A 20,535-nucleotide genomic window follows, 5' to 3' on the forward strand; every position below is an offset into this window, starting at 1 on the left:
CCTTAGCTGTTCGACGCGTCGAACGGGTTGTAGCTGGCCTGGTAGTCCTGTTCGCCGAACGCATCGGCACCGCTGTCGCGGGCGGCTTGCGCGTCGGCCCGCACTTCGGCACGGCTGGGAACGGGGCCGGCAGCGTAGGCGGCGGGCTGTTCCAGTTCGCCGAAGGTGACCTGGCCGGCGGCCTTGGCGGCCTGCAGTTCAGCCTGGATCTGGGCGCGCGTGACCGTGCTGGCGGTGTTCTGCACCGGCGGGTAATCCAGTTCGCCCGAGGGTTCGCCGGCGTAGGCGGCGGCGCCGATCATGGTCATCGACAACATCATGGCGGATACGAGGGTCTTCATGGCAATGCTCCAGAAAAAAGTGGCAGTATGTAAAACTATCTATTTATAGGTAGATGAACAAATAAAATAAAAAGCGGGTCAGGCGCCGGTGTCAGGGTAGCCTTCGCCACCGAAGGCGACCGGGCCATGTTCACGGGCAGCTTCGGCTTCGGCACGGACTTGTTCGCGGGTAACGGTGCTGGCGGCGGCCTGGATGGCGGGCTCTTCGGTTTCACCGAAGGTGACCTGGCCGGCGGCCTTGGCGGCTTGCAGTTCGGCCACGACCTGGGCGCGGGTCAGCGAGCTGGTCTGGCTGATGGCGGGCGGGTAGTCCAGTTCGCCCGAGGGTTCCTGGGCGTAGGCGGCGGTGCCGGCGAAAGTGGCGGAAATCAGCAGCAGGGAAGCAAGGGTTTTCATGATGGGTTCCTGATCGATTAAAGGTAAGTGGGAGCCTGCAAAACTATCTATGTATAGGTAGATAACCGGGGTCATAAAAACGCGCTTTTCGGCGCGGGTGGTTGGGAAATACTGCTTGCTCCCCATCCATGAGGCGTATCTTATCTACTACTAGATAGATGAGTCAAGTTCTTTTTGTGTGAATTTGTATCTGCAGGGGGGCAATAACGGATGGGAACACGGACGGTAAACGGAAAGTCGTATTTTCAGCGTGTACCATCCGCCTGTACTTGTGCCTTTCATGTCCGACAGTCACGTGTCTTCAGAACCCGCGATCGCTCACCGGCGGCCCCTTACCAAAGGCGCCCGCACCCGGCAGCGGCTGCTTGAAATCGCCAGCGCCGAATTCGCGCGGCACGGCTACGAGCGCACCCGCGTATCCGACGTTGCGGCCAAGGCGGCGGTTACCCAGCCGGTGTTCTATCAGTATTTCAGCAGCAAGAAGGCCATTTACGACGAGCTGGTGGAACTGTTCGCCAAGCGCCTGCGCGCCGCCGTGGAACAGGCCCGCATGCCGGACGATACGCCCATGGGCCGGGTGGATGAGCGGGTCCGCAACAGCGTGCACGGCATGCTGGCCATGCTGCAGGACAACCCCAGCCTGACCAAGATCGGCTTCCAGCAGTCGGCGCACGCCGAGGCGCTGAAAGACGAGCTGGTGGATCTGATCGCCGCGAAGGTCAAGAGCGAACAGCAGGCCGGCCTGCTGCGCCGCGATGTGTCGCCGTTCTGGTTCTCGCAGGCTTTCATGGGGATACTCGAACGCTACGCCATGCTGGAACAAAGCGCCGCCGACAGCCGCGACCTGGCGGTATTCATTGCCGATTTGCTGATGGACGGCATACGCGTGCCCGGCAGCCGCGCGGCCGCCAACGGCGCCGGCAGCCCCGGCGGCGCCGTGCGCCAGATCCGGCGCTAGCAGCGGCGGGCCGGCTGCGGGTCAGGCGGCCGCCTGGGCCTGCGCGCCCATATAGATCTGCGCGTAGCCTTCGCGGATGGCCGACGTGATCTGGTCCAGGCGCCGTTCGATGTGCTTTTCCAGCAGCGCCGCGCAGGCGGCTTCGTCGCGGGCCTGCAGCGCCTCTACGATGCGCCGGTGTTCGAGCTGGGAATTGCGCCGGTCGCCCCGCTTCATGTCGATCCAGCGCACGAAGCGGATACGCGCATTGATGTTGCGCAGCACGCGCAGCATTTCCGTGTTGCCGGACATGGCCAACAGGCTTTCATGGAAGCTTTCGTCCAGATCGACCAGTTCGGCCACGCTGCGGTCGCCGGGCTCGGGGCCGGTGGTGTCCAGGAAGTCCAGCAGCTTGCCGATGTCTTCGTCGCGGGCGCGCACGATGGACAGGCGCGCGCCGGCAACTTCCACGACCTTGCGCAGTTCGTACAGGTGGAAGATTTCGTGCACGTCGAGGTCGCGGCAGAAAAATCCCTTGCCGGGCTGGAAGCGCAACAGGCCCTCGATGCCCAGCCGGTTCAGCGCCTCGCGCAGCGGCGTGCGGCTGACTTCCATGCGCTTGGCCAGCGCGACTTCGTTCAGTTTTTCGCCGGGCTTGAACTCATAGCCGATGGCCATGGATCGCAGCTGGCTGTAGACACGGTCGACGGTGCTGTCGGATGCGGCGCTCACGGGATCTCCGAAAAGAGGGGCCGCCCTGGGTGTGGCGGCACGCGGCCGCGCCATGCCGCCTGGTGGGCCGGCCGGCGCGTCTTGTGATGCTGCGCCGCCAGCCGAAAGCGCGCGGCGGCTGGCCGGCATGGAACCCATGTGATCATCGAGTAGATGCCGTACACGGGCTGCCCGGTCGCGGCCCGCGGGGCGGCGGCGCAAGGGGGCATATTAGTACATTCGAGCACGATGGCGCGCTCAGCGGAAGCGCCGCGGGTCGAAGGGCGCCAGCGCGATCGACGGCGGCTGGCCCTGCAGCAGTTGTACAACCAGTTCGCCGGTGCGGGCCGACCCCACCAAACCCGTGTGCCCGTGGCCGAAGGCATGCACGATGTCGGCGCTGCCGGAGGCCGGGCCGATGCAGGGCAGCCCGTCGGGCATGCTGGGCCGCGCGCCCTGCCAGTAATCGACGCGCGTCTCGGGCAGCGCGGCCGGCAGCGCCGGGTAGATCGAGACCAGCAGGTCGCGCAGGATGTGGGCGCGCCGCCAGTCGGGCGCGGCGTCGATGGCGGCGATCTCGACCTGGCCGGCCACGCGCAGGCCGTCTTCCATGGTGTGGGCCACCACCTTGCAGTCGGCGAACATGGTGGAAGTGCGCGCGCCCGCTTCGGGCTGGCTGACGACGGCGTGGTAGCCGCGCTCGGCGGCCAGCGGCACCGCGTCGCCGGCCTGGCGGGCCAGCGCGCGCGAGCGCACGCCGGCGGCGATGACTGCCTTGTCGCAGGCGATGTCGCCGTCAGCGGTGCGCACGGCGCACAGGCGCCCGCCGCGGATGTCGAAACCGGTGGCGCGGGTGCGGCGCAGGTCGGCGCCCAGCGATTGCGCCAGCCGCACCAGCGCCGCCACATAGGCGCCGGGATTGCGGCAGTGGCCGGTTTCGGGCACCAGCACGCCGAAGGTGTAGCGCGGGTGCAGGTCGGGTTCCAGCGCGCGCAGCGCCTGCGCGTCGAGTTCCTGCCAGCGGATGCCTTCCTGGCGGCGGATGTTCCAGGCGCGGTGGTCGGCGCGGAACTGTTGCTCCGACAGGTAGGCATGCAGCAGCCCGCGTTGCTCGATCAATTGCGGCACGCCCGCCTGGCGGGCCAGCGCCTGGTGCAGCGCGGGGGCGCCGGCCAGCAGGGTGCGCAGGGCTTGCGCGGTGCGTTCCACGCGCGGCCAGCTGCGCGCCGCGGCCAGGTAGCGCACCAGCCAGGGCAGTGCGCGCGGCAGGTAGCCCCAGCGGATCGCCAGCGGGCCCAGCGGGTCTTTCAGCCACCGGGGCACCTGCTTCCAGGCCCCCGGCGCGGCCGGCGGCAGGATGGAGTGCGACGACAGCCAGCCGGAATTGCCGTAGCTGGCGGCCTGCGGGCCGCCCGGCTCGCCCGGTTCGACCAGCGTGACGCGCCAGCCGGCGTTCAGCGCCTGCACGGCCGTGGCCGCGCCGACCACACCGGCCCCGATGATGACGACGTGCCCGGGCGCGTTCATCAGCCTGCCGCCGGCGGCGTGAAGTCGCGCGCGTGCGACTGGGCGCGCGGGTCCAGCCGGCAGTGCAGAATGGCCGGCTTGCCCGACGCCAGCGCGCGCTCGAAGGCCGGCGCGAAATCTTCCGTGCGCTCGACCCGCTCGCCATGCCCGCCGAAGGCCACCGCCATGGCGGCGAAGTCCGGGTTGCGCAGCTGCGTGCCCACCACGCGGCCGGGGTAGTCGCGTTCCTGGTGCATGCGGATGGTGCCGTACTGGCTGTTGTCGAGCACGATCACAATGATGGCGGCCTGGTACTGGACCGCCGTGGCGAATTCCTGCCCGTTCATCAAGAAGCAGCCGTCGCCGGCGAAGGCCAGCACCGGGCGCTGCGGGAATTGCAGCTTGGCCAGCACCGCGGCCGGCACGCCGTAGCCCATGGAGCCGCTGGTGGGCGCCAGCTGGGTGCCGAACGTATGGAAGCGGTGGTGGCGGTGCAGCCAGCCGGCGTAGTTGCCCGCGCCGTTGCACACCATGGCGTCGCGCGGCAGGCGCTCGCGCAGCCAGGCCAGCACCTGGCCGTACTGGAAGTCGCCCGGCAGGGCGCGCGGCGTTTCGGTCCAGTCCAGATATTCGGCGTGCGCCTGGCCGGCGCTGCCCTGCCAGGCCGGCTGCGGCGGCACGGCCAGCTGCGCCAGCGCGGCGCAGAAGGCGCGCGGCCCGGCCTGGATGGCCAGCGCCGGCTGGTACACGCGGCCCAGTTCTTCGGCGCCCGGATGCACGTGTACCAGCTGCTGGCGCGGCACGGGGATGTCGAGCAGGGTGTACGACGAGGACGGCATTTCCGACAGCCGGCCGCCCACCAGCAGCACCAGGTCGGCCTGGGCCACGCGCGCTTTCAGGCGGGCATCCGGGCCGATGCCCAGGTCGCCCGCATAGCAGGGGTGATCGGCGGGGAACAGCGAGGCGCGCCGGAACGAGGTGGCCACCGGCAGGCCGGCGCGCTGCGCGAAATCGGCGAACTGCTCGCAGGCGGCGGCGTCCCAGCCCGAGCCGCCCAGCACGGCGATGGGGTTGCGGGCCTGCGCCAGCAGGCCTTCGAGCGCCTGCAGGTCGGCCGGGGCGGGCCAGGCCTGGGCCGGCTCGACGCGCGGCGCGTCGGCCACCGCGCAGGTGTCGACCAGCATGTCTTCGGGCAGGGCGATCACTACCGGGCCGGGGCGGCCCTGCATGGCCACGCGGTAGGCGCGGGCCACCAGTTCGGGAATGCGCTCGGCGCGGTCGATCTCGACCACCCACTTGGCCATCGAGCCGAACATGGCGCGGTAATCGATTTCCTGGAAGGCCTCGCGCTCGCGCATCGACCGGTCCACCTGGCCGATGAACAGCAGCATGGGCGTGGAATCCTGCATGGCGATGTGCACGCCGTGGCTGGCGTTGGTGGCGCCCGGGCCGCGCGTGACAAAGCACACGCCGGGCCGGCCGGTCAGCTTGCCATAGGCCTCGGCCATCATGGCCGCGCCGCCTTCGTTGCGGCAGATGACCACATCGACGCCGCTGTCATACAGCGCATCGAGAGCCGCCAGATAGCTTTCGCCGGGCACGCAGGTAACCCGTTCGACGCCCTGGCGCCGCAATTGATCGATCAGGATTTGCCCGCCGGTGCGGACGGGGTGGCCATTGGTCATGTGCAAGGTCTCGCTTTCAGGAGTGCGTTCGGAAATCGGCGCCCGCCGGGCTTGCCGGCGGGAAAAAGCAGTGTGCCGGCAGCATAACACTTGACTGTATACAAAACAATATTCATCATATGTGGACAATTTGGTGTACAAACAAGCCAGGCCATCAGACCGTTTCCGTGCCGCCCGCCACTGCAATGAATTCCGCGCTATCCGATACGCCCGCCGCGCCCAGCCATGTCTACGATCGCATCAAGGCCATGGCCACCACCTTTCGCCTGCGGCCGGGCGAACGGGTCAACGAGCTGGAACTGGCGCGCCAGCTGGGCGTCAGCCGCACGCCGGTGCGCGAGGCGCTGAACCGCATCGCCGCCGAAGGCTTCCTGGTGGCCACCCACCACCGCGGCTATACCGTGCGGGCGCTGGACGCCCAGCAACTGATGGCCCTGTACGAATACCGGGCCACGGTCGAACTGGGGGTGGTGCGGCTGGTGTGCGCGCGCGCGTCCGACCAGGCGCTGGCCGAACTGGCCCGCTACGTCGAGGGCAGCCGCGACGAAGTCGAAACCGACGCGCAGGCGCTGCGCCTGCTGTCGCGCGACGAGGCGTTCCACGAGCACCTGGCCGCCCTGGCAGGCAACCCCGAATTCCTGCGCTCGGTGCGCTCGCTGAACGAGCGCATCCGCTTTCCGCGCTGGATCGACCTGAAAGCCCGCCGCAGCCAGACGCGCAACGACCACCCCGACATCGTGCGCGCCCTGCAGGCGCGCGATGTGGCCACGGTACAGGCGCTGATGAGCCAGCATATAGACAAGCACCTGGACCACGTCGTCGAGCTGGCGCGCGCCGGCTTTGCCGAGATCTACATGGGCAACGCGCTGGCCGACTATGCCGAATCGCGCTTCATTCAGGCCAGCAACGAATCGGCCGCTGCCGCGCCCTGATCCTTTTCCGTCGAACCCTTACCCAGGATTCCCCTCCGCCATGAAAGCTATTTTTGTTGATGCCAATCCCACCCTGTCGGCCGTGGCCGAGCGGCTGCACCGCGCCGGCGACCTGCCGCTGACCATCAACCGCCAGCCCGACATCACCTCCGACCAGCTGCCGGGGGTGCTGGGCGATGCCGAGATTGCCATCATCGACCATACCCACCTGCCCACCGACATCGCGCGCCAGTGCGCCGGCCTGAAGCACGTGGTGTTCCTGGGCACCGGCCCGCGCTCTTATATGAACCCGGAAGAGCTGGCCGAGGCCGGCATCCAGGTGCACATCATCAAGGGCTACGGCGACACGGCGGTGGCCGAATGCGCCTACGCCCTGATGTGGGCGGCGGCCCGCGGCTTCGGCCGCATGGACCGCGGCATGCGGGCCGGCAACTGGCTGCGTTCCGACGCCGTGCAGCTTACCGGCAAGACGCTGGGGCTGGTGGGCTTCGGCGGCATCGCGGCCGAAGTGGCGCGGCTGGCGGGCGGCGCCGGCATGGACGTCATTGCCTGGAACCGCAGCCCCAAGTCGCATCCGGGCGTGCGCTTCGTCGAGCTCGATGAACTGCTGGCGGCCAGCCACGTGGTGTCGATGCACCTGCTGCTGACCGACGAAACGCGCGGCATCATTTCGCGCGAGCGCATCGCGCGCATGCGCGACGGCGCCATCCTGGTCAATACCGCGCGCGGCGCGCTGGTCGACGAAGACGCCATGATCCAGGCGCTGGAGTCGGGCAAGCTGGGCCATGCCGGCCTGGATGTGTACGTAACCGAGCCCATGCCCGCGGGCCACCCCCTGACCCGGCTGGACAACGTGACGCTGTCGGCGCATTCGGCCTTCCGCACGCCCGAGGCCAGCGACAACCTGATCCAGGCGGCGCTGAACCACTGCCGCCGCATCTCGGGCCAGGGAGAACAGCAATGACCGCCATCACCCGGCTGGACCAGAACGCCCGCCGTTCGCGCGCGGTCATCCATAACGGCACCGTGTACCTGGCCGGCCACACGGCCGACGACCGCGGCGCCGACGCGGCCGGCCAGACGCGCCAGGTGCTGGCCAAGATCGACGAGATGCTGGCCGCCGCCGGCACCGACAAGTCCAAGGCGCTGAACGTCACCATCTGGCTGCAGCGCATGGCCGACTTCCAGGCCATGAACGAGGTTTACGATGCATGGATCGCGCCGGGCCAGGCGCCGGCGCGCTGTTGCGGCGCCATCGAGCTGGCGGCGCCCGACATCCTGGTCGAGATCATGGTCACGGCCGCGCTGTAGGCGCGGCGGTTTTTCACACGGATCAAACAAGCATGTCCAACGATCTTTCACAGGTGCCCGCTTTCCGGCGGGCCGGCCGCATCGCCAGCATCGCGGTGTCCGAGATTCTGCGCATCGGCGCGAGCGCCGCGCAGCTCAAGCGCGAAGGGCGCGATGTCATCGTGCTGGGCGCGGGCGAGCCCGACTTCGACACGCCCGACAACGTCAAGGAAGCCGCCATCCGCGCGGTGCGCGCCGGCGACACCAAGTACACGCTGCTGGACGGCACCCTGGCGCTGAAGGCCGCCATCGCGCGCAAGTTCGAGCGCGACAACGGCCTGTCGTACGGCCTGGACGAAATCACGGTGGGGGCCGGCGCCAAGCAGGTCATCCACAATGCGCTGATGGCCACGCTGGATGACGGCGACGAAGTCGTGGTCGGCGTGCCTTACTGGACCTCGTACGCCGACATGATCGCCATTGCCGGCGGCAAGACGGTCGAGGTGGCCTGCCGCGAAGACAACGGCTTCCGCATGGCCGCGGCCGACCTGGAACAGGCCATCACGCCGCGCACGCGCTGGGTGATGCTGAATTCGCCGTCCAATCCCACCGGCGCGGCCTACGCCGAGGTCGACCTGCGCGCGCTGGCCGATGTGCTGCTGCGCCATCCGCACGTGTGGCTGATCTGCGACGACATCTACGAGCACCTGATCTACGGCGATTTCGCCTTCCGCACCATGGCGCAGGTCGAGCCGCGCCTGAAGTCGCGCACGCTGACGGTCAACGGCCTGTCGAAGGCCTACGCCATGACCGGCTGGCGCGTCGGCTACGGCGGCGGCCCCAAAGAACTGATCGGCGCCATCGCCGTGGTGCAGAGCCAGAGCACGTCGAACCCGTGCTCCATCAGCCAGGCCGCCGCCATCGAGGCGCTGGACGGCCCGCAGGACGTGCTGGCCGAGCGGCGGGCGTCGTTCCAGGCGCGCCGCGACCTGGTGGTTGACGGCCTGAACGCCATCGCCGGCCTGGCCTGCCGCCGGCCCGAGGGCGCTTTCTATACCTACGCCAGCTGCGCGGGCGTGCTGGGCCGCCGCACGCCGGGCGGCCAGCGCCTGGCCACCGACGCCGATTTCTGCCAGTACCTGCTGCAAGACCACGACGTGGCCGTGGTGCCGGGCACGGTGTTCGGGCTGGCTCCGTATTTCCGCATCAGCTATGCCACGTCGCAGGCGCAGCTGCAAACTGCCCTGGACCGCATTGCGCGGGCGGTGGCGCAATTGTCTTGATGGCCGCCCGTGCGGGCCTTGCGGCGCGCCGGGCCGCCGGCAACAGAAACCACTGCCTGCCCGTGGGGGCAGGCAGTTCATCGCAGCACAACTTCAAAAGGGGAATAACCATGTTGCGCATCTTAAGCATTGCCACCCTGGCCGCGGCCAGCCTGACGGCCGCCCTGCCGGCGGCCGCCCAGGATAAATGGCCGTCGCGGCCCATTGTCATTGTGGGCGGTTTCCCGAACGGCTCGGGCGTGGACCTGTACGCGCGCAAGCTGGGCCAGGGCATGACCGAGACCCTGGGCGTGCCCATCGTCGTCGAGGCCCGCACCGGGGCCGGCGGCAACGTGGCGTCCGATGTGGTGTCGCGCGCCGAGCCCGACGGCTACACCTTCCTGTTCGGCACGGCCGGCACGCACGCCATCAATGCCGCGCTGTACAAGAGCCTGACCTTCGACGTGTGGAAAGACTTCAGCCACATCGCACTGCTGGGCGACGTGCCCAACGTGCTGCTGGTCAATCCGCAGAAGCATCCCGACGTCAAGACCTGCAAAGACCTGCTGGCGCTGGCGCGCAAGAACCCCGGCAAGATGAATTACTCGTCCACCGGCAACGGCACGTCGGGCCACCTGGCCGGCGCGCAGTTCACCCACCAGGCCAAGGTCGACATCGTGCACGTGCCGTACCGCGGCCAGGGGCCGGCCATGACGGCGCTGCTGTCGGGCGAGGTGGATTTCTTCTTCAACCAGAGCGCGCCCAGCATCGCGGCCGTCAAGGCCGGCCAGGTGCGCGCGCTGGGCGTGACCACGTCCAAGCCGCTCGAAGCCCTGCCCGGCGTGCCCACGGTGGCCGAGGGCTGCGGACTGCCGGGCTATGAAAGCAGCACCTGGTACGGCCTGTTCGGCCCCGCCAAGCTGCCGGCCGACATCCAGAAGCGCTTCAGCGACGCGGTCATCAAGGAAATGTCCAAGCCCGAGTTCCAGCGCTGGCTGATCGACGTGCAGGGCATCACGCCCCCGGCCGACCCCAGCCCCGCGGCCTTCGAGCGCGTGCACAAGGCCGACATCAAGCGCTGGGCCGACGTGGTGAAACTGTCGGGCGCGAAGGTCGACTGAGAGAGCAGGCCCCCAGGTGTCTGACTCCCGCAGGGTGTCAGACACTGAACGATTGAGATAGCTGGCGTGCACTTCGGTGTCTGACACCCTGCGGGAGTCAGACACCTGGCAACACACTGCCTAATCGGATGGGGTTTGCGCGAGAACGCTGCGGTTCATGCGCAGGGTGGCCAGCAGGATGCGCTTGTTTTCGCGGCTGCGGTAGGCATGTTCGCGCATCAGGCTCTCGGCGCGCACCGCCTCGCGCCGCTCGATGGCGCGCAGCAGGTCTTCGTGGTCGGTCTGGGCGCGCAGCACGAAGGGGGTTTCCAGCTCGGAAGGAGTGGAAGGCAGCGTCAAGGCCGCGGGCCCGGCCAGCGGGGTCTTGTTGTTGTGTTCCAGCGCGGCGGTCAGCGCGCGGTTGCCCGCCGCGGCATACAGAATTTCATGAAAGCGCCGGTTGATGCGGCCCCATGAGCGCGCATCCACGGTGATGTTCGGGTCGTGTTCGGCCGGGGCCAGCAGCCTCTTGCCTTCTTCGACGGCCTCGCGCAGTTGGTCCAGCGTGGCCTGCGACGCGCCCCGTTCGGCCAGCAGCCGCACCGCCATGCCTTCCAGCACGCCGCGCACATCGACGGCGTCGGCGATTTCGTCCACGGTGAAGGCGCGCACCCGGAAACCGCGCGAAGGCAGGCGTTCGAGCAGGCCTTCTTTTTCCAGCTCGGTCATGGCGATGCGCAGCGGCGTGCGCGACACGCCCAGGCGTTCGGCGAACTGCAACTCGATGACGCGTTCGCCGGGCTGCAGTTCGCCTGACAGCACCAGGTCTCGGAGTTCGGAAATGACTTTGTCGATTTGTGCGGCCATAAGGCGGGGGTTCCTGAGCGGCGCTCCAGATTAAACAAAAATTGCATGCAATTTGCCATTTTGGTGGGGGCGCATGCTTGCGAAAGATCAAAATTGCATGCAATAATAATAAAAAACAGGCTTGCCACGGCAAATATTCCATGCAATGCATGCAATTATTGTTTTTCCGCGGCGGGCTTGTCTTTCACCAGGAGACAAGATGAAGCTGCTCAGCTTCCTGTACAACGGCCAGCCAGGGTGGGGCGCGCAGCAGGGCGATGAAGTGGCCGTGCTGACCGGCCGCTGGCCCGATCTGGCCGCCGCCCTGCAGGCCGGCCCGCAGGCCATCGCGCAGGCATTGCGCGGCGATGCGCCCCGCCTGCCGCTGGCGGGCCTGCAGTACCTGCCGCCTATCGTGGCGCCAGGCAAGATACTGTGCGTGGGCCTGAACTACGGCCGCCATGTGGCCGAAACCGGCCGCGAGCTGCCCGCGCATCCGTCCTTGTTCATCCGCTTCGCCGACTCGCTGGTCGGCCACCAGGCCGAGGTGTGGCGGCCCATGGCTTCGGCCAGGTTCGATTTCGAAGGCGAGCTGGCGGTGGTGATCGGCAAGGCGGGACGCCGCATTCCCGCCGCGCGGGCGCTGGAGCACGTGGCCGGCTACACCTGTATGGCCGAGAACTCGGTGCGCGACTTCCAGAAGCACAGCGCCCAGGTCACGCCGGGCAAGAACTTTGCGCGCAGCGGCGCGCTGGGGCCCTGGCTGGCCACCGCCGACGAGATTCCCGACCCCGCGGTCCTGCAGGTGGTTACCCGCCTCAATGGCGAAGTGATGCAGGACGGCCGGGTCGACGACCTGATCTTCCCGATTCCCGAACTGATTGCCTATATCAGCACGTTCACGCCGCTGGCGCCCGGCGACATCATCGCCACCGGCACCCCGGAAGGCGTGGGCGCGCGCCGCACGCCGCCGCTGTTCATGGCGGCCGGCGACGTGCTGGAAGTGGATATTCCCGGCGTGGGCCGGCTGGTCAACCCGGTGGCCGATGAGCCGGCCGCCTGTACTGAAGAGAACCCTCATGGCTGAAGCAATGCGATACCTGAGCGAGCAGGACGTGGTGTCGGTGCTGGACATGCCGCGCGCCATCGACGCCCTGCAGGACACCCTGGCCGCGCAGGGGCGCAACCAGGCGCGCAATCTGCCCAAGAGCCTGGCCACCTGGGGCGACGGCAGTTCGATGCACGCGCTGGGCTCGGTCATGACCGCCAGCGGCTATGCCGGTTTCAAGACCTGGGTGCACACCAAGGCGGGCGGCGGGTCGGTGTTCAGCCTGTTCGACGCCAATGCCGGCACGCTGCTGGCCATTATCGAGGCGCGCGCGCTGGGCATGCTGCGCACCGCCGCCATCAGCGGGGTGGCGACGCGCACGCTGGCGCCGCCGGCGGCGCGCACCGCGGCGCTGGTGGGAACCGGGCCGCAGGCGCTGACCCAGCTGGCTGCCCTGGCCGCCGTGCGCGACCTGCAGTCGGTGCGGGTGTACAGCCCCACGCCGGAAAAGCGCCGCGCCTTCGTCGAGCGTGTGGCGCCGAAGTACGCATTCGAGGTCGTGGCCGCCGACAGCCTGCCGCAAGCGCTCGACGGCGCCGAGATCGTCACCCTGATTACCCGCGCGGCCGAGCCGTTCGTGGCGGCCGCCGACCTGGCCGCCTGCAGCCACCTGAATGCGGTGGGCGCCATTCTGCCGGCCAAGGCGGAATTCGCCCAGGACGTTTTCGAGCGCGCCGATGCCGTGGTGGTGGACGATCTGGAAAACGCCCGCCGCGGCTCGCGCGAACTGCGCGAGCGCTATGGCGCCGACGGCGCGCCGTGGCAGGGCGTGACGGTGCTGAGCGAGCTGCTGGCCGCCGGCGCCGCGCGTCCGGCCGATGCGCGCCTGACCATTTTCAAGGGCATGGGCATGGGCCTGTCGGACCTGGCCATGGCCCGCGTGGTTTATGAAACCGCCTGCGCGCGCGGCCTGGGCCATGCCCTGCCGCGGCAGACGCGCGAGAACCTGTTGCTGGCGCAGCCCTGACCGCGCCGCAACCTTTTTTATCCATTGCGCCGGCGCCAGCCGGCATGGCACCAAACAGCCAGGAGACATCCATGTTCGTCGACGTCAGCGGGGCTTCGGCCCGGCCACAGCACCAATGGGACCCGGTGTTGATTTCCAGGGAAGAGATCGATCTCGAGATCGAGCGGCTGATCGCCGCGCCGCGCCCGGCCAACGGCCGGCGCGCCTCGCTCATCGTGCATCCGGCCGCGACCGCGCCGGGCCTGGGCCTGACGCCCGGCACCGATGTGACGATCAACGTGGTCAACCCGGGCGAGACCACCCTGAATCTGCGCAAGAATTCCAACATGCTCGAGATCTGTATCCGCGGCTCGGGCGTGGCGGTAGTAAGCGGGCGCGAGCTGCGCATCAACAAGTGGGACGTCTGGAACACCCCGTCGATGCAGGTGCACGCGTATCGCAACGACGGCCAGGAACCCTGGGTGCGCCTGTCGTATTCCAACGCGCCGCTGCTGGAAAAACTGGAAGTCCACTACGTTGAGGAATTCGAGGGCGATGTGCCGCCCGCCGACGCGAACACGCGCCGGCCCGAGCCCCGCGCGGCCGGCGCGGCGCGCGCGCGCGACCTGGCGCTGCGCGAACAGATCAGCCCCGATGGCGCCACCCTGCTGGGCTATGAATGGCTGATCGACATTGACGTGCTGGAATCGAAAGCGCTGCACTGGCCCTGGGAAAAAGTGGCGCGCCACCTGCCCAGCGTCGAAGACATTGCCAAGGGCTACAACGGCCGCCGCCTGTTCGTGCTGTACAACCCGGCCACCGAGCGCCGCATCGGCACCACGCACAGCTATTTCGCGACCATTTCGTCGTCGCCGCCGGACAACCACCACGTGCCGCACCGCCACAGTTCGGCGGCCATCAATTACTACCTGCGCGGCAACGGCTACAGCAAGGTGGGCAGCCAGCGCCTGGACTGGAAGGCGGGCGACCTGATTCTTTCGGCCCCCGGCTGGGCGATGCATTCGCACCATTCCGGCACCGAGACCACCTCGGCCCTGACGGTGCAGGACCATCCCCTGCAGATCGCGATGGAATCGCTGATCTGGCAGGAGCGCCTGCAGGAGCCCATCCTGGCGCTGGGCAGCCAGGGCGGCTTCGAAAGCAACCGCGCCCAGCTGGCGGCGGCGTCATGAACGCTGGCGCCAGGTGTCGGGCGCCGCGAGTGCCCGACACCGAGCGCCCGGCGCCGCTGACCGCCCACTGACGGCTTCCCTGAATTTTCGTTGGACTGATTTCATGACCGCTACCTCCGCCACCGACATGCCCGCCCTGCGGGCGCAGCTGCGCGATTTCTACGAAGACTACGCCGCCTGCCTGGACGACGGCCGCCTGGAAGACTGGCCCGCCTTCTTTACCGAAGACTGCCACTACCGCGTGCTGTCGCGCGAGAACTACGACGCCGGGCTGCCCATCGGGCTGATCTACTGCATGAACAAGAACATGGTGAAAGACCGTGTCACGGCGCTGCGCGAAACCACCGTGTACGAGCCGCGTTCGCTGCGCCATTTCATCAGCGGCGTGCGCGTCGCCCAGGCGGACGGTGACGAGATCGTGGCGCAGGCCAACTTCGCCATTACCGAAGCCCTGTCCGACCGCGAGCCCGTGCTGAACATGGTGGGCTGCTACATGGATGTCCTGGTGCGCAGCGGCGGCAGCTTCCTGCTGCGGCGCCGCGATTGCGTGCACGACAACTACCGCGTGCGCACGTCCCTGATCATTCCCGTCTGAATCTGCTTTGAAGGAACAGCCATGACCTGTCCCGATACCCCCATGCCCGAGGCCGCCGCGCCGGCGCCCATCCGCATCGAACGCCGCTGGCCCAAGGAAGGCCACACGCGCATCCCGAACTGGGTCTACACCGACCCCGATGTGTTCCGCAAGGAAATGGATGTGTTCTTCGGCGGCAAGACCTGGAACTACGTCGGCCTGGACTGCGAAGTGCCCGAGCCCGGCTGCTACAAGCGCAACTGGATCGGCGACCGCCCGGTCATCATGGTGCGCACCGAAACCGGCGAGGTCGCGGTGCTGGAAAACCGCTGCGCCCACCGCGGCGCGCAGATCTGCTGGCAGAACACCGGCAAGGTCAAGGACTTTACCTGCCCGTACCACCAGTGGAACTACGACCTGAACGGCAACCTGCAGGGCGTGCCATTCCGCCGCGGCGCCATGGGCAAGGGCGGCATGCCCAAAGATTTCGATCCCAAGCAGAATGGCATCCGCAAGCTGCGCAGCGTGAACCGCGGCGGCTCGGTATGGGCCACTTTTTCCGATGACGCGCCCAGCTTCGAAGACTACTGCGGCGCCGAAGTGCTGGCCGAAATCGACCACATGCTGCCGGGCAAGAAGCTGAAGCTGCTGGGCTACACGCGCCAGCTGATTCCCAGCAACTGGAAGATGTACCTGGAAAACCTGAAGGACCCCTACCACGCCACGCTGCTGCACACCTTCTACATTACCTTCGGCCTGTGGCGCGCCGATTCGAAATCGGAATGCATTCCCACCGGGGGCGGCGCGCACAGCGTGATGGTGTCGCACAACGAAGGCAAGAAGAAGACCGAAGCTACTTCCGAGATGAGCCGCTTCCGCGACGACCTGGAACTGCTGGACCTGGAAACCGTGACGCCGCGCGCCGAATTCAACCGCGGCCGCGTCGGCGGCGCCTGGGTGTTTCCGGCGGCGCAGTTCGGCATCCAGGCCAATTCGCTGAAGACGCGCCACGTCATTCCCCGCAGCCCCACCGAGCACGAGCTGGTGTTCACCTACTACGGCTACGAAGACGACGACGAGGAAATGACGCGCCTGCGCCTGAAGCACGCCAACCTGCTGGGCCCGGCCGGCTTCGTGTCGATGGACGACAGCGAAATGCTGAACCAGGTGCAGATCGGCGTGGGCGGCTATCCCAACGGGCAGGGCGTGGTCGAGATGGGCGGGCGCGACACGCAGCCGGCCGACTACATGGTGACCGAAGTGCTGATCCGCGCGTTTTACCAGTACTACCGCGAAGCAATGGGGCTGTAAGCATGGATACCTGGAAACCCGTGGCGGTGGTCAAGGACATTTCGCCCGACACGCATACGCTGCGCGTCATGCTCGATGGCGAGGCCGTGTGCCTGTATGACCTGGAAGGCGAGATCTGCGCCACGCAGGACCGCTGCCCGCATGGCAACGCCAGCCTGGCCGAAGGCTACCTGGAAGACGGCACGATCGAATGCCCGCTGCACCAGGGCGTGTTCGACATCCGCAGCGGCAAGCCGCAGTGCCCGCCCGTTACCACCGACCTGAAGCGCTATGGCGTGAAGATCGAGGGCGACACGATTTTGCTGCGGGCCGAGCCGGCATGAGCCGCGGCGCCATCGTGATCGTGGGCGCCGGCCAGGCAGGCGGCTGGGCCGCCCGCACGCTGCGCGACGCCGGCTATGGCGGCCGCGTGGTGCTGCTGGGCGCCGAACCCCATGCCCCGTACGAGCGGCCCCCGCTCAGCAAGGCCGTGCTGGCCGGCGAGGCGGCGCCCGAAACCACCGAGCTGTTTTCGGCGGACCAGCTGCGCGAACTGGATATCGACTTCCGGCCCGGCGTGGCGGCGCGCGCATTGCGCCTGGACGAGCACGTGGTGAGTACCGCCGACGGCCAGGACCTGGCCTACGACAAACTGCTGCTGTGCTGCGGCGGGCGCGCGCTGGTGCCGCGGCTGCCCGGCATCGACCTGCCCGGTGTGCACGTGCTGCGCACGCGCGACGACGCGCTGCGCCTGCGCCAGGCGCTGGGGCGGGGCAAGCGCCTGGCGGTGGTTGGCGGCGGCTGGATCGGCCTGGAAGTGGCAGCCACCGCGCGGCAGATGGGCTGCCAGGTCACGGTGATCGAGCAGGCCGAACGGCTGTGCGCGCGCAGCGTGATGCCCGGCGTGTCCGATTACCTGGCGGACCTGCACCGCGGGCAGGGCGTGGCGCTGCGGCTGGGCGCCGGGCTGCGGAGCATCGCGGCCGACGGCGCGGCGTTGGCGCTGGCCCTGTCGAGCGGGCCGGCCATCGCGGCCGACGCCGTGGTACTGGGCGTGGGCCTGCAGCCCAATGACGAACTGGCCCGCGCCGCCGGCCTGGCTTGCGACGGCGGGGTGGTGGTGGATGAATATTGCCGCGCCTCGGCGCCCGATGTGTACGCGGCGGGCGACGTGGCGGTGATGCCGGTGGCGGCCGCCGGGCGGCTGCTGCGGCTGGAATCGTGGCAGAACGCCCAGGACCAGGCCGTGGCCGCGGCGCGTGCGGCGCTGGGCCTGGGGGCGCCGTACGTGTCGTCCGGCGCCGTGTGGTCCGAGCAATACGACGCGATGATCCAGATTGCGGGATTTTTGCCGCGCGCGGCCGGCGAAGCGCTGCGGCCGCTGCCGGCGCAGCGCGGGTTGCTGTCGGTGGCCCTGGATGCCCAGGGGGGCGCGGTGGCGGCGGTGGCTGTCAATGCCGGCCGCGATTTCCGTCAGTTGCGCAAATGGCTGGCCGAGGGGGCCCGGCTGGACCCTGCCGTGCTGGCGCGGCCGGACGCCCCGCTGGCTACTGCATTGTGCCGCCCCGCCACGGCGGCGGCCTGAATCAGGATAAGGAAGACATGATGGAGCGAGACAACGATACCGCGGCGATCAAGGCCGCCTGTGAAGCGGTGGTGCTGGCGTTTTTCCATGCCCTGGACACGCGCCGCCACGAGGCGGTGGCCGCGCTGATGGCCGCGGACGGCGTCTGGCAGCGCCAGGGCAAGGCCCTGCGGGGCCCGCAAGCCGTGCTGCAGGCCCTGGACGCGCGCCCCGCCGGCCGCACGACCTGCCATGTGATCACCAATGTGCGGCTGCTTGAAGCGGCTGCCGACCGCGCCAGCCTGGGTTATTTTCTGACCGCCTACGAAAGCGTGGCGCAGGATGGCGCGCCCGGCGCGCCGCGCCTGGTGGCCATTCGCGATTGCCGCGATGCCCTGGTGCGCACCCCCGATGGCTGGCGGCTGGCCGACAAGCAGAGCCGGCGCCACTTGCCGCCCGAATGACCCCGGCGGCGTCCGCAAGCCGGGCGCTGCCGGACCGCAGCAGTAGTACCCCAGCAGTACCGCAGCACCACACATAACGAATCCTGCCTGGTGCCTGGCACCTGCAGCAAGCACAACCTCGATGTCGATTTCTATGAACAGGAGACAACCCATGAAAGCCACACGCACCCTGATGCGCTTCCTGACGGGGCTGCTGGCCGCCACCGCCGCGGTCGCCGGTCCGGCCCAGGCGGACAGCCCCTTCACGCACCCGCTGACCCTGATCGTGCCCTTTGCCGCCGGCGGCGGCGGCGACACGCTGGCGCGCCTGGTCGCCGATCCGCTCAGCCGCGAAGTGGGCCAGCCCATCGTGATCGAGAACCGCCCGGGGGCGGGCGGCAACATCGGCACCGCCATCGGCGCCCGCGCCAATCCCGACGGCTATACGCTGGTGTACGGCACCAACGGCACGCAGGCCACCAACCACTGGCTGTACAAAACGCCCGGCTATACGCCCAAGGATTTCGAGCCCATTTCCCGCTTCACCACCATCGCCGCCGTGCTGGTGGTCAATGGCAACGACGAGCGCTTCAAGTCGCTGTCGCAGCTGCTGGCCTATGCCAAGCAGCATCCCGGCGAGCTGACCTGCGGCTCGGCCGGCAACGGCACGTCGTCGCACCTGGCCTGTGAACTGCTCAAGCAGATGGCCGGCGTCGACCTGATGCACATCCCGTACAAGGGCGGCGCCGCCGCCATGACCGATCTGCTGGGCGGCCGCATTTCGCTGCTGATCGACGTGATGCCCAACGTGGCGGGCCAGATCGACGCCGGCAAGCTGCGCGCCCTGGCCGTGACCACGCCGCAGCGCGTGGCCTCGCATCCGGATATCCCCACCATCGACGAAAGCGGCGTCAAGGGCTACGGGTTCTTCGCCTGGGACGGCCTGTATGCCCCGAAGGGTACGCCGCCGCAGATGCTGGACGCCCTGAACGCCGCGGTGCAGCGCACGCTGCAGCGTCCGGAAGTGCGCCAGGCGCTGGAATCGCGCGGCGCCATGCCGGCCCCCACGTCGCGCCAGGAACTGGCCGAATTCGGCGCGGAAGAATACGAGCGCCTGGGCAAGGTGGTGCGCACCGCCGGCGCGGCGATCGACTGAGGCCCGAGGCTCAGCCCAGCACCACCGCGGCCACCGCCAGCAGGCCCAGGGCCAGGTTGACGGCCACCCAGGTCTTGATCGACCCCATGGCGGCGCCGGCGGCGGGCCACTGGCCGGCCTGCACGGCGTTCGCCAGGCGCGGGTACAGCGCGTAGCGGATGTGCCCGAAGATGACGGCCATGAGGATCCCCAGGGTGGCCATCGCCGTCCAGGACGGCGGCATGTGGAAGCTGCCGCCCGATTCGGCCGCCTGGCGGGCCGAACGGCCGATCATCCAGGCCCCGCTGGCCAGAACCACCACCACCGACCACAGCACGGCGTTCAGGAAGCGGCCCAGCACGCCGCGCATCAGCTGCAGCCGCTGGGGCGGTTCCAGCGCCGCGGCGGCCGGCCGCAGGAAACAGTACGCGAAAATCATCCCGCCCACCCACAAGATGACGGCCAGGATGTGCGCAAACTTCAATATGCTGTAGAACATGGGCCTTCCCGGTGAACGCGGCGCCGAAGGGGCCGCCTTGCCCGCATCATATCGCCGCCTGGCCCGGCGGCCGCAAATCGACATAAACTGCCAGGATATTGCCGGCGGCGGGAGGCCGCTGTTGATCCACCATTTTTCATAGGTTGCAGCCATGCCCAGTTTCGACGTGGTTTCCGAAGTGGACAAGCACGAACTCAGCAACGCGGTCGACCAGGCCAACCGCGAGCTGGCCACCCGTTTCGACTTCAAGGGCACCGACGCCAAGTTCGAGCTCGAGGAGTTCGTGGTGACCCAGATCGCGCCCAGCGCCTTCCAGCTGAAACAGATGCTGGACATCCTGCGCGGCCGGCTGTCGGCGCGCGGCATCGACCTGCGCTGCCTCGAGGTGGCCGATCCGCTCGAAAACCTGGGTGGCGCGCGCCAGAAAGTCACCGTGCGGCAGGGTATCGAGCAGCCCGTCGCCAAGAAACTGATCGCCGCCATCAAGGCGGCCAAGCTCAAGGTCGAAAGCCAGATCAACGGCGACAAGCTGCGCGTCAGCGGCAAGAAGCGCGACGACCTGCAGGAAGCCATCGCCCTGCTGCGCAAGACCGACGTCGACCTGCCCCTGCAGTACCAGAACTTCCGCGATTGAGTTTTTTTTTTGCCGCCGGGCCGCCCCAAGGCAAAAAGCGCCCCCTCGGGGGGCAGCAAGCGTAGCGCAGCGTGGGGGCTTTTTTTGCCTTGGAATAGGGAATAAACCGGCCGGCGCGGACGTCTGTAGCAGTGCAGTATCCC

The 20,535-nt window shown here is 68.3% G+C and carries 23 protein-coding genes; 16 read left to right on the forward strand and 7 right to left on the reverse strand.

Going from position 1 to position 20,535, the window contains the following annotated elements; all coding sequences use genetic code 11:
* Positions 1-2 precede the first annotated feature (2 nt).
* Together J2P76_RS00285 and J2P76_RS00290 are read right to left on the reverse strand one after the other, a co-directional pair.
* Positions 3-341, reverse strand: a complete 339-nt coding sequence (locus tag J2P76_RS00285; protein ID WP_207403661.1) for a DUF4148 domain-containing protein — start codon at positions 339-341, stop codon at positions 3-5.
* 78 nt (positions 342-419) lie between these two features.
* Complete coding sequence (locus J2P76_RS00290; protein WP_207403662.1) at positions 420-737, reverse strand: DUF4148 domain-containing protein; 318 nt, start codon at positions 735-737, stop codon at positions 420-422.
* Positions 738-1,017: 280 nt separating this feature from the next.
* On the opposite strand from J2P76_RS00290, the gene J2P76_RS00295 reads away from it, so the two are divergent.
* Positions 1,018-1,695, forward strand: coding sequence for a TetR/AcrR family transcriptional regulator (locus J2P76_RS00295; protein ID WP_207403663.1), 678 nt, complete (start codon positions 1,018-1,020; stop codon positions 1,693-1,695).
* Positions 1,696-1,716: 21 nt separating this feature from the next.
* Here the strand turns inward: J2P76_RS00295 and J2P76_RS00300 are convergent, their stop codons facing one another.
* From J2P76_RS00300 to J2P76_RS00310, 3 genes are all read right to left on the reverse strand, one after another.
* Positions 1,717-2,406, reverse strand: a complete 690-nt coding sequence (locus J2P76_RS00300) for a GntR family transcriptional regulator (protein WP_347565276.1) — start codon at positions 2,404-2,406, stop codon at positions 1,717-1,719.
* Between the two features lie 237 nt (positions 2,407-2,643).
* Positions 2,644-3,912 carry an NAD(P)/FAD-dependent oxidoreductase gene (locus J2P76_RS00305; RefSeq protein WP_207403666.1) on the reverse strand — a complete coding sequence of 423 codons (1,269 nt, stop codon included), beginning with the start codon at positions 3,910-3,912 and terminating at the stop codon, positions 2,644-2,646.
* The gene (locus J2P76_RS00310; RefSeq protein ID WP_207403667.1) at positions 3,912-5,576 is read right to left on the reverse strand and encodes a thiamine pyrophosphate-binding protein; all 1,665 of its coding nucleotides are present in this window, start codon (positions 5,574-5,576) and stop codon (positions 3,912-3,914) included. The genes J2P76_RS00305 and J2P76_RS00310 overlap by 1 nt, the downstream gene beginning before the upstream one ends.
* Before the next feature lie 185 nt (positions 5,577-5,761).
* On the opposite strand from J2P76_RS00310, the gene J2P76_RS00315 reads away from it, so the two are divergent.
* The 5 genes from J2P76_RS00315 to J2P76_RS00335 all read left to right on the forward strand — a co-directional run bounded on the left by J2P76_RS00315 (position 5,762) and on the right by J2P76_RS00335 (position 10,181).
* Positions 5,762-6,508, forward strand: coding sequence for a GntR family transcriptional regulator (locus J2P76_RS00315; RefSeq protein WP_207403668.1), 747 nt, complete (start codon positions 5,762-5,764; stop codon positions 6,506-6,508).
* A 40-nt stretch (positions 6,509-6,548) separates the two neighbouring features.
* Entirely contained in the window at positions 6,549-7,472 is a 924-nt protein-coding gene (locus tag J2P76_RS00320) for an NAD(P)-dependent oxidoreductase (RefSeq protein ID WP_207403669.1), read from the forward strand.
* On the forward strand, positions 7,469-7,819 hold the full coding sequence (locus tag J2P76_RS00325; protein WP_207403670.1) for a RidA family protein: 351 nt from the start codon (positions 7,469-7,471) through the stop codon (positions 7,817-7,819). The genes J2P76_RS00320 and J2P76_RS00325 overlap by 4 nt, the downstream gene beginning before the upstream one ends.
* A 32-nt stretch (positions 7,820-7,851) precedes the next feature.
* On the forward strand, positions 7,852-9,081 hold the full coding sequence (locus tag J2P76_RS00330) for a pyridoxal phosphate-dependent aminotransferase (protein ID WP_207403671.1): 1,230 nt from the start codon (positions 7,852-7,854) through the stop codon (positions 9,079-9,081).
* A gap of 110 nt (positions 9,082-9,191) precedes the next feature.
* Positions 9,192-10,181: a Bug family tripartite tricarboxylate transporter substrate binding protein gene (locus J2P76_RS00335; RefSeq protein WP_207403672.1), complete on the forward strand. Its 990-nt coding sequence runs from the start codon at positions 9,192-9,194 to the stop codon at positions 10,179-10,181.
* Between the two features lie 120 nt (positions 10,182-10,301).
* On the opposite strand, the gene J2P76_RS00340 is transcribed toward J2P76_RS00335, so the two are convergent.
* Positions 10,302-11,027, reverse strand: coding sequence for a GntR family transcriptional regulator (locus J2P76_RS00340; RefSeq protein ID WP_207403674.1), 726 nt, complete (start codon positions 11,025-11,027; stop codon positions 10,302-10,304).
* A 199-nt stretch (positions 11,028-11,226) separates the two neighbouring features.
* Here J2P76_RS00340 and J2P76_RS00345 point away from each other — a divergent pair, with 199 nt between their 5' ends.
* The 9 genes from J2P76_RS00345 to J2P76_RS00385 all read left to right on the forward strand — a co-directional run bounded on the left by J2P76_RS00345 (position 11,227) and on the right by J2P76_RS00385 (position 19,280).
* Positions 11,227-12,093: a fumarylacetoacetate hydrolase family protein gene (locus J2P76_RS00345; RefSeq protein WP_207403676.1), complete on the forward strand. Its 867-nt coding sequence runs from the start codon at positions 11,227-11,229 to the stop codon at positions 12,091-12,093.
* Positions 12,086-13,081: an ornithine cyclodeaminase family protein gene (locus J2P76_RS00350; RefSeq protein WP_207403678.1), complete on the forward strand. Its 996-nt coding sequence runs from the start codon at positions 12,086-12,088 to the stop codon at positions 13,079-13,081. The genes J2P76_RS00345 and J2P76_RS00350 overlap by 8 nt, the downstream gene beginning before the upstream one ends.
* 71 nt (positions 13,082-13,152) lie before the next feature.
* The gene (locus tag J2P76_RS00355) at positions 13,153-14,253 is read left to right on the forward strand and encodes a cupin domain-containing protein (protein ID WP_207403680.1); all 1,101 of its coding nucleotides are present in this window, start codon (positions 13,153-13,155) and stop codon (positions 14,251-14,253) included.
* Positions 14,254-14,356: 103 nt separating this feature from the next.
* A complete protein-coding gene (locus J2P76_RS00360; protein WP_207403682.1) occupies positions 14,357-14,848 on the forward strand; it encodes an aromatic-ring-hydroxylating dioxygenase subunit beta in 492 nt (163 codons plus the stop codon).
* A 21-nt stretch (positions 14,849-14,869) separates the two neighbouring features.
* Positions 14,870-16,138, forward strand: a complete 1,269-nt coding sequence (locus tag J2P76_RS00365; protein ID WP_207403684.1) for an aromatic ring-hydroxylating dioxygenase subunit alpha — start codon at positions 14,870-14,872, stop codon at positions 16,136-16,138.
* Positions 16,139-16,140: 2 nt separating this feature from the next.
* Positions 16,141-16,461, forward strand: coding sequence for a non-heme iron oxygenase ferredoxin subunit (locus J2P76_RS00370; protein WP_207403686.1), 321 nt, complete (start codon positions 16,141-16,143; stop codon positions 16,459-16,461).
* Positions 16,458-17,702, forward strand: a complete 1,245-nt coding sequence (locus tag J2P76_RS00375) for an NAD(P)/FAD-dependent oxidoreductase (RefSeq protein WP_207403688.1) — start codon at positions 16,458-16,460, stop codon at positions 17,700-17,702. The genes J2P76_RS00370 and J2P76_RS00375 overlap by 4 nt, the downstream gene beginning before the upstream one ends.
* A gap of 17 nt (positions 17,703-17,719) precedes the next feature.
* Positions 17,720-18,145, forward strand: a complete 426-nt coding sequence (locus tag J2P76_RS00380; protein WP_431603371.1) for a nuclear transport factor 2 family protein — start codon at positions 17,720-17,722, stop codon at positions 18,143-18,145.
* Positions 18,146-18,296: 151 nt separating this feature from the next.
* Entirely contained in the window at positions 18,297-19,280 is a 984-nt protein-coding gene (locus J2P76_RS00385; RefSeq protein ID WP_431603372.1) for a Bug family tripartite tricarboxylate transporter substrate binding protein, read from the forward strand.
* Between the two features lie 10 nt (positions 19,281-19,290).
* On the opposite strand, the gene J2P76_RS00390 is transcribed toward J2P76_RS00385, so the two are convergent.
* Positions 19,291-19,758 carry a CopD family protein gene (locus J2P76_RS00390; protein ID WP_207403690.1) on the reverse strand — a complete coding sequence of 156 codons (468 nt, stop codon included), beginning with the start codon at positions 19,756-19,758 and terminating at the stop codon, positions 19,291-19,293.
* A gap of 151 nt (positions 19,759-19,909) precedes the next feature.
* On the opposite strand from J2P76_RS00390, the gene J2P76_RS00395 reads away from it, so the two are divergent.
* Positions 19,910-20,392, forward strand: a complete 483-nt coding sequence (locus tag J2P76_RS00395) for a YajQ family cyclic di-GMP-binding protein (protein ID WP_207403692.1) — start codon at positions 19,910-19,912, stop codon at positions 20,390-20,392.
* Positions 20,393-20,535 lie beyond the last annotated feature (143 nt).

This window comes from Bordetella petrii, assembly GCF_017356245.1.
GTDB classification, from domain to species: domain Bacteria; phylum Pseudomonadota; class Gammaproteobacteria; order Burkholderiales; family Burkholderiaceae_B; genus Bordetella_A; species Bordetella_A petrii_D.